The following is a 9,139-nucleotide window of genomic DNA, read 5'->3' on the forward strand; positions in this document are numbered from 1 at the left end:
CTTAAGGCCCACGCGTCGTCGACCCGATCAAAGTGCGGCGCTGGCTTCACGATGCAGCGGACGCGTGCCGCGATGAACAGACCGAAGGATTTATATGCTCAAGAGCGTTGGCAAACGCCTGACGATCGTGGCCGCCTCGCTGGCGACCCTCGTCGGAACCGCAGTCGCAGTCGCACCTCAAGCCGAGGCAGCGCCCTCGTTCGAGAACGTGTACTCGCGTGCAATGCACAAGAACGTCAAGGTGCACATCGTTTCCGGTGGCGGCGCCAACAAGCCGACCCTGTACTTGCTTGACGGTCTGCGTGCCCCGAACAACACCAGCGGTTGGCTGCAGAACACCCGCGTTGCCCAGTTCATGGCCAACAAGGGTGTCAATGTGGCGATCCCGTTCGGTGGCGGCGGCAGCTTCTACACCGACTGGGAGCAGCGCGACCCGGCTCTGGGCCTCAACAAGTGGGAAACCTTCCTGACCAAGGAACTCCCCCGCTACATGAAGACCAGGCACGGCAGCGACAACCGTCGTAACGGCATCGCCGGTCTGTCGATGTCGGGTACCGCGGCGCTGAACCTCGCTTCGCGCCACCCCCGCTTCTACGACGCTGTCGCGTCTTACAGCGGCTACCCGACCGTCACCATGCCCGGCTTCACGCAGGGCATCCAGGCTTCGGTTGCGGAAATGGGCGGCAACCCCAACAACATGTGGGGCTTCTACCCGGCTGGCGATTGGTTCGCCAACGATCCCTTCCTTTCGGCTAACAACCTCGCCGGCAAGCGCGTCTACGTCTCGTCGGGCACCGGTGTCGGCAGCAAGTACGACTCGAGCCTGACCCCCGGCAGCGGCAACTTCAACCCCACGAAGTTCGCTCAGATGGTTCCGCTCGAGGTCGCCGCATCGACCAGCTCGAACCTGTACATCGGTCGCCTGGCCACCGTGCCCGGCGTTCGCCTGACCACCCACATCTCGCCCGACGGTGCGCACTGGTGGGACTACTGGCAGGAACGTTTCCAGGAGTCTTGGTACAAGACCTTCCGTCCCGCGTTCTTCTGATCTGCAGTTTCCGCTGATCTGAACTAACCGACAATGGCCGGCACCCGAGAGGGTTGTCGGCCATTGTTGCGTTCGGAGAGCTTTAGACCAGCGTTCCCACCGGGCGTCGAGTTCACTGAAGAGCCCGGTTCGGGGCACAAACCGGGGAGTTTCCGATCTCGGGCTAGGGTGGAATCATGCCAAATTCGCAGACCATCCTCACCCGCAAGACGTCGTCCGCCGTTTTTCTCGTGTTGACGATCAACGATGGCGGCGAAGAAACGGTCCGCGACGGGCTGTCTGATCTCGTCGGCCTGGTCTCGTCAGTGGGATCCCGAGTACCCGATGCTGCCCTCACCGCGATCGTCGGCGTCGGGTCCGCCGCCTGGGACCGACTGTTCTCGGGCCCGCGCCCCAAGTCGCTGCGGCCGTTCACCGAATTGACCGGCTCCGTGCACACCGCACCCGCCACTCCCGGCGATCTCCTGCTGCACGTGAAAGCCGACCGGATGGACCTGTGCTTCGAGATCGGCCAACGCTGGACCGAGCGTCTCGGAAGTGCCGTCACCACGGTCGAAGAGGTTCACGGCTTCCGCTACTTCGACATGCGCGACCTCATCGGCTTCGTCGACGGCACTGAGAACCCAGTCGGCGACGAGGCCATCGCCGCCATCACCGTCGGCGACGAGGACCCCGACTTTGCGGGTGGCAGCTACGTCGTCACGCAGCGCTACGTCACCGATTTCGGCGCCTGGAACGCCCTCAAGGTTGAGGACCAGGAAGACGCAATAGGCCGTACCAAGCTCGAGAACATCGAGATGGACGACGACACCAAGCCCGCCAACTCCCACATCGCCCTCAACGTCGTCACCGACGACGACGGCAACGAGATCGACGTGGTCCGCGACAACATGCCTTATGGCGACATCGCCGGTAGTGGCGACAAGGGTACTTTCTACATCGCCTACTCGAGTGCGCCCGACGTCAGCGAAAAGATGCTCCACAAAATGTTCATCGGCGAACCCGAAGGCAACTACGACCGTCTCCTGGACTTCACGACCGCCGTCAGCGGCGCCCAGTTCTTTGCCCCGACCGCCGACTTCTTGGAAGACCCCCCGGCCGCGCCAGCAGCCGCCTCCGACACGTTCAACTCGGTGCCCGACGGCTCGCTCGGCATCGGCGCACTCCGGTAATCCGGCACAATTTCACCAACACCCTCGAGTTAGGAATCACGATGAATAATCTGCACCGCGAACTCGCCCCCATCTCCAGCGCCGCCTGGGCCGAAATCGAGGAAGAAGCGTCGCGCTCGTTTAAGCGCAATATCGCTGGTCGTCGCCTGGTCGACGTGAAGGGCCCGCTCGGTCTCGACGTCGATTCGGTGACCCGCGGCCGTCGCACCAAGATTGATTCGCCTGCCGACGGCATCCAAGCATTTATCCGCCACACCCAGCCTCTCGTGGAACTGAAGGTGCCATTCACGGTGACCCGCGAGGCCATCGACAACGTCGACCGCGGTGCATCCGACTCCGACTGGGATCCGGTGGTCCGCGCCGCCGCAGAGTTGGCCTTGGCCGAGGACCGAGCGATCTTCGCTGGCTACCAGGCCGCCCAGATCACCGGTATCGCCGAAGAATCCGGGGTCGGTGCCGTTTCCCTGCCCGACGACGTCCGCGACTACCCGGAAGCCATCAGCCAGGCCATCAGCAAGCTTCGACTGTCGTCGGTCGACGGCCCGTACTCCCTGGCGCTTTCGGCCGAGCTGTACACCCAGGTCAACGAGACGTCCGACCACGGCAACCCGGTCCGCGATCACCTGCGCCGGATCCTCGTCGACGGTGACATCGTTTGGGCCCCGGCCATTACCGGCGGCTTCCTGCTCAGCACACGCGGCGGCGACTTCGAGCTAACCATCGGGCAAGACGTCTCCATCGGCTACGACTCGCACGACGCCGACACCGTGAACCTGTACTTCTTCGAGTCGTTCACGTACCTCACGTACAGCGCAGAGGCGGCCGTCGCACTGACCTAGGTAGGCAGGGTCGCCCTGACCTAAAAATCGAGAGGGCACAAGTGCCCGACCGCACGTAGGGTGGAATCCGTGCTGATACGCCTACTGCGGACTTATGTGCTCCGCTATCGCGGCCACGTCATCGCGGTGGTTTGCTTCCAGTTGGTTGCAACCATCGCGATGCTGTACTTGCCGACCCTGAACGCCGACATCATCGACTACGGCGTGGCCCGCGGCGACACCGGTTACATCCTGTCGACCGGCGGTTGGATGCTGCTGATCTCGTTCGCGCAAATCATCTGCTCGGTCGCCGCGATGTATTTCGGATCGCAGGCTGCGCTCGGTGGTGGCCGCGATATGCGGCACGACCTGTTGCACCGCGTGAACGGGTTCTCGACCCGCGAGGTTGGCCGCTTCGGGGCACCGTCGCTCATCACTCGCACCACCAACGACGTCCAGCAGGTTCAGTTGCTGGCCGTGATGGCGATGTCGATCGTGGTGACTGCGCCAATCATGGGCATCGGCGGCATCATCATGGGCATCAAGGTGGCCGCACCCATCTCGTGGGTGCTGGTGGTTGCCGTCCCGATCCTCGGGATCGTGATGGGCCTGATCATCGCGCGCATGGTTCCCGGTTTCCGCGCCATGCAGTCGCGCATCGACGACGTGAACCGGGTGATGCGCGAGCAGATTACCGGCATTCGCGTGGTCCGCGCCTTTGTTCGGGAACGGCACGAGGCCGAACGCTTCGAGGTCGCGAATACCTCGCTTGCCGATGCGACGCTCCGCGTTGGTCGCATGATGGCGCTGATGTTCCCGATGGTCATGTTGATTACCAACGTGACGCTGGTGGCTGTCCTGTGGTTCGGTTCGCACGCGGTCAGCGACGGCACCGTCGAAATTGGTGCCCTGACCGCGATGATCACCTACGTCATGCAGATCATGATGTCGGTGATGATGGCGTCGTTCCTGACGATGATGGCCCCGCGCGCCAGCATTTGCGCCGACCGCATCTGCGAGGTCCTCGATACCGAAACCTCCGTTACCGCCCCCGAAAATCCGCAGCCGATTGCCGGCGACCCAGCGGTTCTCGCACTCACCGACGTTGAGTTCGCGTATCCGGGTGCTGCCGAACCGGTGCTGTCGGACATCACGTTCACCACCGCGCCCGGCACCACAACCGCCATCGTCGGATCCACCGGTTCCGGTAAGACGACCCTGATCAACATGTTGCCCCGCATGCTCGACGTGACCGGCGGTGCCATCACGCTCGGCGGCACCGACTTGCGCGACGCCGACCCCGACGCGCTGCGGAAAAACTTCGGGCTCGTCCCGCAGCGCCCCTATCTGTTCTCCGGCACCGTCGAAAGCAACCTTCGCACCGGCAAGCCCAACGCCACCGAGGACGAAATGTGGGAGGCCCTAACGATTGCGCAGGCCGCCGACTTCGTTCGCGCCATGCCCGACGGCCTCCAAACTGAGATCGCGCAGGGCGGCACCACCGTTTCCGGTGGTCAGCGGCAGCGTTTGGCGATTGCCCGTGCGCTAATCCGGAGACCGTCGGTGTACCTGTTCGACGATTCGTTCTCAGCGCTCGATCTGCAAACCGATGCGCGCCTGCGTGAGGCACTGATCCCGGCGACCCGCGACGCGGCGGTCATCATCGTCGCGCAACGAATTTCCACCATCACTTCGGCCGACCAAATCATCGTCCTCGACCGCGGCACCATCACCGGCCTCGGAACGCACGAGGAGTTACTGAAGTCGTGTCCCACCTACGCTGAGATCGCCGAATCGCAGCTGGCGATCGGAGCCGGAGCATGACGCGCGGAGGCCCGCCGGGTGCAACACCAGCCTTGGAGAAGGCGAAGTCGTTCAAGCCGTCACTGAAGCGGCTGGTCGCGCAACTCGGTGACCACCGCGGCAAGATGATCGTCATTCTCGGCTCGATGATCGGGTCTGTCGCCCTGACCGCGTACGCACCGCGCGTCCTTGGCGACGCGACCGATGAACTGTTCTCCGGTGTCATTGGCTCGCGGCTCCCCGCCGGAATCAGTAAGGAGCAGGCCGTCGACGCATTGCGCGCCAAAGGCCAGGGCACCTTCGCCGACATGGTGTCGTCGATGGACCTCGTCCCCGGACAGGGCGTCGATTTTGGTGCCATCAGTCGAATCCTGCTCACCGTTCTCGCGCTGTACGTCGGGTCCGCAATCCTCGGCTGGCTCGGTGCGTACCTGCTGAACATTGTGGTTGTCAGCACTGTTACCAAGCTTCGTTCGCAGGTGGAGGCGAAAATCCACCGGCTGCCGCTGTCGTTCTACGATGCGTCGGCCCGTGGCGACCTCCTGAGCCGCGTCACCAACGACCTCGACAACCTGTCGCAGTCGTTGCAGCAGACCATCAGCCAATTGGTGAACTCGCTGATCATGGTGATCGCCATCCTGGCGATGATGCTGACGATTTCGCCGCTGCTGTCGTTGATCGCCCTCGCGACGATTCCGCTCGCCGGAGTTGCGACCGCACTGATCGCGAAACGCTCGAAGCCGCATTTCATCAATCAGTGGAAGACCACCGGCACGCTGAACGCGCAGATCGAAGAGGCGTTCACCGGGCATGAACTGGTGACGGCATTCGGTCGGCGCTCCGAGGTGGAGGGCGTTTTCGACGAACAGAACGAGAAGCTGTACACGTCGTCGTGGCGGGCCCAGTTCATCTCGGGCATCGTGATGCCGACGATCATGTTCCTCGGCAACCTGAACTATGTGGCCGTTGCCGTTGTCGGTGGTTTGCGCGTCGCTTCGGGCCAGTTGAGCTTGGGCGAAGTCCAGGCGTTCATCCAGTACTCGCGGCAATTCACCCAACCGCTGACCCAGATCGGGTCGATGTTCAACCTGATGCAGAGCGGTGTCGCCTCGGCCGAGCGCATCTTTGATGTACTCGACGAGGACGAGGAACGTCCCGACCCTGACCATCCGATGACACCTGCCGCCGACACTGGACACATCCGTTTCGACGACGTGTCGTTCCGCTACGTTGACGACCGTCCCCTGATTGAGCATCTGTCCCTCGAGGCCAACCCGGGCGACATGATTGCGATCGTGGGACCGACCGGTGCGGGCAAGACCACGCTGGTAAACCTGATCATGCGGTTCTATGAGCTCGATAGCGGTGCCATCTTTGTCGACGGCGTCGATGCTGCCGAGATGACCCGAGATGATCTGCGTGAACGCACCGGCATGGTGCTGCAAGATTCGTGGCTGTTCGGCGGCACGATTTACGAGAACATCGCCTACGGCGATCCGACGGCGAGCCGCGAGGATGTGCTTGCCGCAGCGCGCATCAGTCACGTCGACCACTTCGTTCGAACGCTACCGGACGGTTACGACACGATCATCGACGATGAGGGCGGCGGGGTGAGTGCTGGCGAGCGTCAGCTCATCACGATCGCGCGTGCATTCCTCGCCAAGCCGACCATCCTGATCCTCGACGAGGCCACGAGTTCGGTCGATACCCGCACCGAACTGCTGATCAGTAAGGCGATGGCGAATCTCAGCGCCGGTCGGACCAGCTTTGTTATTGCGCACCGCCTGTCGACCATTCGCAACGCCGATCTGATTGTCGTGATGGAAGACGGTCACATTGTGGAGCAGGGAACCCACGACAGCCTCCTGATGGAGAAGGGCGCCTACTTCCGCCTCTACAACGCCCAGTTCACCGCCCCCGCGGAGGACATCGACGCCCCGGTGTAGTGGCTGGGGCGATCGCGTTGAATTTGCTACCGCGAATGTGCCAAATTCAACGCGCTGCGGTCCCGTGAATGCACGTCAGCAGGCCAACTCCACCAGCTTGGCCGACGTGCGCAGGTTGCGGCCCGTGCCGGTAACCCCCAGCGCCTTGGCGATGCGGGCCGGCGTCAGCTTCGTGGTGCCTGCACCGTCGGGATAGTTGATGTGCAGGTTGTTGCCGATTATCTGTAACTGTTCACCGCCGCCAAAGTCGGTGGCGCAGAAAGCTTCTGCCGCCGCGGGGTCGGGGGTGCCGGCCAAGAAGTACAGGTGCCCGTGCGGGGCGTCGCCGAACGGGTAGTCGTTCAGGGCCTGTGCGATCTCCGCTGGAGTCCGGCTGATCGCCTCGCGGACATAACCGAATTCGTCGGTGAGCGCTTGTTCTAGTGCACGGTCGAAGGCGTCGGGATTGCCCGGCGGCGTGCACAGCAGGTTCCCGGACGCGATGTAGGTGCTGACATCGACGGCACCGAGTTCGGCTGCGATCTCGCGAAGCCGAGCCATCGGCAGCTTGGCACCGCCAACATTCACGGCGCGGATCAGGATGATGCGGGCAGCAGACAAGGTTCAAACTCCCTACCGGTAGCGTTGACCGTCATGAGTGACGCCGGAACCCCTTCGAAGATAGTGGAGATCTCAACCGACGGCGCCTGCCTGGGCAATCCCGGTCCCGGAGGTTGGGGTGCCGTGCTGCGCTACGGGGAAATCGAAAAGGAAATCTCTGGCAGCGAACCCAATTCCACCAACAACCGGATGGAGCTGACCGCCGCGATCGAGGCCCTGAAGCTCCTGACGCGACCATCGACCGTCGTGCTTTATACCGATTCCAGCTACGTGAAAAACGGCATCACCCAGTGGGTCGCCGGATGGCAGCGCAACGGCTGGAAGACCGCAAACAAGAAGCCGGTAAAGAACGCCGACCTGTGGCAAGAACTCGTTGCTGCCGAAGATCGACACACCGTGGAATGGCGGTGGGTCAAGGGTCACGCGGGCGACAAGTACAACGAGATCGCCGATACCCTCGCCACAACGGCTGCCAAGGAACTCCGCGACCGTTGAGGCCTGCGTAATATCCCGAGGGACGATATTCGTCGCCCGAATGGAGATGACACGTGGCAGAGCGCTGGCCGAAATGGGTTTACGGCGTGGGCGAAGAACCCGATGCCCGATTCTCGATGGCGAACGAGCGCACCCTGCTCGCCGCTTTGCGCACCGCCCTCGCTTTCATGGCTGCGGGCGTGGCCCTGCACATTGCCACCGAGTCCACGGGTGAGCGAATCTGGTCGTACATTGCGATGGGCGTGGTCCTGGTCGGTCTGCTAGCCGCGGGGGCGGCCTTCCCCCGCTGGGCGAAGTCCGAGCGGGCGCTCCGCACCAATCAACCGCTACCTCCCGCTTCACCGGCACTGTTGCTGGCGGTAGGCCTGGTGGTCGCAGGCATCGTGGTACTGGTCGGGGTAGCGCTCGTTGCCTGACACCAAGGACTTCCTGTTCGACGAGGGCGCGCAAAACGAGCGCACTCGTCTCGCCTGGACGCGGATGGCATTGGCTTTCATGGCTGGCTCAGCCCTACTCTTCCGGGCTGTTCCGACCGCTCCGAATCCGACACTCGCCGCCCTACCCGCAGCGATATGTCTAACGCTGGGAGCAATTCTCTTCTTCGCCAGCTTCCACCGCTACAACCGGAACCAACGCGCCCTCAAACACCACGAGCACCCCATGCCGGATGGTGTGATGGCCGGTATCGCCTGTGCGGTATCCGTCGGCGGTGGGATCATCGCGACCGTGCTCGTCGTGATCTCGTAGCAGTCGATTTACCCAGGTCAGCGAGTCTTCACCTCGATTCACGCAGCAGTGAGCATAATTGTCAGACCCCGAATCTAGTATCGAACGTACATTCGATTTAGTGATTCGAAGGGAACAATCTGATGACCACTCGCACCACCGCCGGCCGGCCAGCTTCAACGGTTACCGTTAGCGACGATCAGATCGTTATCCGCATCGCCCGCCCCACCCCGGCCGCGACCGGTGAGGGGTCGGCGGCCACCTCTGGGGTGGTGCGCGATAGCCGTGCGGATCGGTTAGCTTTTGCTGCGCGGGTGGATTCTTTTGCCGGGGTGGTGATGTGGCATCGCTACGCCGAGATCTACTCGCTGCTGCAAGAGCAGTGCGCCGTGGCCGAGGCGGACCCGGCTTCGGATGTGTTTGGTCGGGTTTACGATCCGCTGTGCAAGGTCGCGGCCTCGTACGCGGCGGCTGCCGGGGTGCGCCAGTGCACCGCTGAGCGGTTTGTGGAGCGCGCGGTGGCGTGTGCTG

Annotated in this window: 9 protein-coding genes and 1 pseudogene; 9 read left to right on the plus strand and 1 reads right to left on the minus strand. The window is 63.0% G+C overall.

Going from position 1 to position 9,139, the window contains the following annotated elements:
* Positions 1-94 precede the first annotated feature (94 nt).
* The 5 genes from WBA38_RS02715 to WBA38_RS02735 all read left to right on the plus strand — a co-directional run bounded on the left by WBA38_RS02715 (position 95) and on the right by WBA38_RS02735 (position 6,787).
* Positions 95-1,048, plus strand: coding sequence for an alpha/beta hydrolase (locus WBA38_RS02715; RefSeq protein WP_424321986.1), 954 nt, complete (start codon positions 95-97; stop codon positions 1,046-1,048).
* Positions 1,049-1,224: 176 nt separating this feature from the next.
* Positions 1,225-2,220, plus strand: coding sequence for a Dyp-type peroxidase (locus tag WBA38_RS02720; protein ID WP_424294828.1), 996 nt, complete (start codon positions 1,225-1,227; stop codon positions 2,218-2,220).
* A gap of 41 nt (positions 2,221-2,261) precedes the next feature.
* Positions 2,262-3,059 carry a family 1 encapsulin nanocompartment shell protein gene (locus tag WBA38_RS02725; protein ID WP_424321987.1) on the plus strand — a complete coding sequence of 266 codons (798 nt, stop codon included), beginning with the start codon at positions 2,262-2,264 and terminating at the stop codon, positions 3,057-3,059.
* Between the two features lie 69 nt (positions 3,060-3,128).
* A complete protein-coding gene (locus WBA38_RS02730; protein ID WP_424321988.1) occupies positions 3,129-4,862 on the plus strand; it encodes an ABC transporter ATP-binding protein in 1,734 nt (577 codons plus the stop codon).
* Positions 4,859-6,787 carry an ABC transporter ATP-binding protein gene (locus WBA38_RS02735; protein WP_424321989.1) on the plus strand — a complete coding sequence of 643 codons (1,929 nt, stop codon included), beginning with the start codon at positions 4,859-4,861 and terminating at the stop codon, positions 6,785-6,787. The genes WBA38_RS02730 and WBA38_RS02735 overlap by 4 nt, the downstream gene beginning before the upstream one ends.
* Before the next feature lie 75 nt (positions 6,788-6,862).
* On the opposite strand, the gene WBA38_RS02740 is transcribed toward WBA38_RS02735, so the two are convergent.
* Positions 6,863-7,387 carry a DUF1697 domain-containing protein gene (locus WBA38_RS02740; protein ID WP_424321990.1) on the minus strand — a complete coding sequence of 175 codons (525 nt, stop codon included), beginning with the start codon at positions 7,385-7,387 and terminating at the stop codon, positions 6,863-6,865.
* 33 nt (positions 7,388-7,420) lie between these two features.
* Between WBA38_RS02740 and rnhA the strand changes: the two genes are divergently transcribed.
* From rnhA to WBA38_RS02760, 4 genes and pseudogenes are all read left to right on the plus strand, one after another.
* Positions 7,421-7,882, plus strand: a complete 462-nt coding sequence (gene rnhA / locus WBA38_RS02745) for a ribonuclease HI (RefSeq protein WP_424296123.1) — start codon at positions 7,421-7,423, stop codon at positions 7,880-7,882.
* Positions 7,883-7,935: 53 nt separating this feature from the next.
* Positions 7,936-8,298, plus strand: coding sequence for a YidH family protein (locus WBA38_RS02750; RefSeq protein ID WP_424296126.1), 363 nt, complete (start codon positions 7,936-7,938; stop codon positions 8,296-8,298).
* Complete coding sequence (locus tag WBA38_RS02755) at positions 8,291-8,629, plus strand: YidH family protein (protein WP_424296127.1); 339 nt, start codon at positions 8,291-8,293, stop codon at positions 8,627-8,629. Before WBA38_RS02750 ends, WBA38_RS02755 begins: the two co-directional genes overlap by 8 nt.
* A gap of 122 nt (positions 8,630-8,751) precedes the next feature.
* Positions 8,752-9,139, plus strand: a pseudogene (locus WBA38_RS02760) (HNH endonuclease); the annotation flags it as partial.

The organism is Gordonia sp. (in: high G+C Gram-positive bacteria) (assembly GCF_049647785.1).
Lineage (GTDB): Bacteria > Actinomycetota > Actinomycetes > Mycobacteriales > Mycobacteriaceae > Gordonia.

Excerpts from the sequence above, each read along its gene's own strand:
- WBA38_RS02720 (WP_424294828.1), top strand. The coding sequence starts at position 1,225 with ATGCCAAATTCGCAGACCATCCTCACCCGCAAGACGTCGTCCGCCGTT.
- rnhA (WP_424296123.1), top strand. The coding sequence starts at position 7,421 with ATGAGTGACGCCGGAACCCCTTCGAAGATAGTGGAGATCTCAACCGAC.
- WBA38_RS02715 (WP_424321986.1), top strand. The coding sequence starts at position 95 with ATGCTCAAGAGCGTTGGCAAACGCCTGACGATCGTGGCCGCCTCGCTG.
- WBA38_RS02735 (WP_424321989.1), top strand. The coding sequence starts at position 4,859 with ATGACGCGCGGAGGCCCGCCGGGTGCAACACCAGCCTTGGAGAAGGCG.
- WBA38_RS02725 (WP_424321987.1), top strand. The coding sequence starts at position 2,262 with ATGAATAATCTGCACCGCGAACTCGCCCCCATCTCCAGCGCCGCCTGG.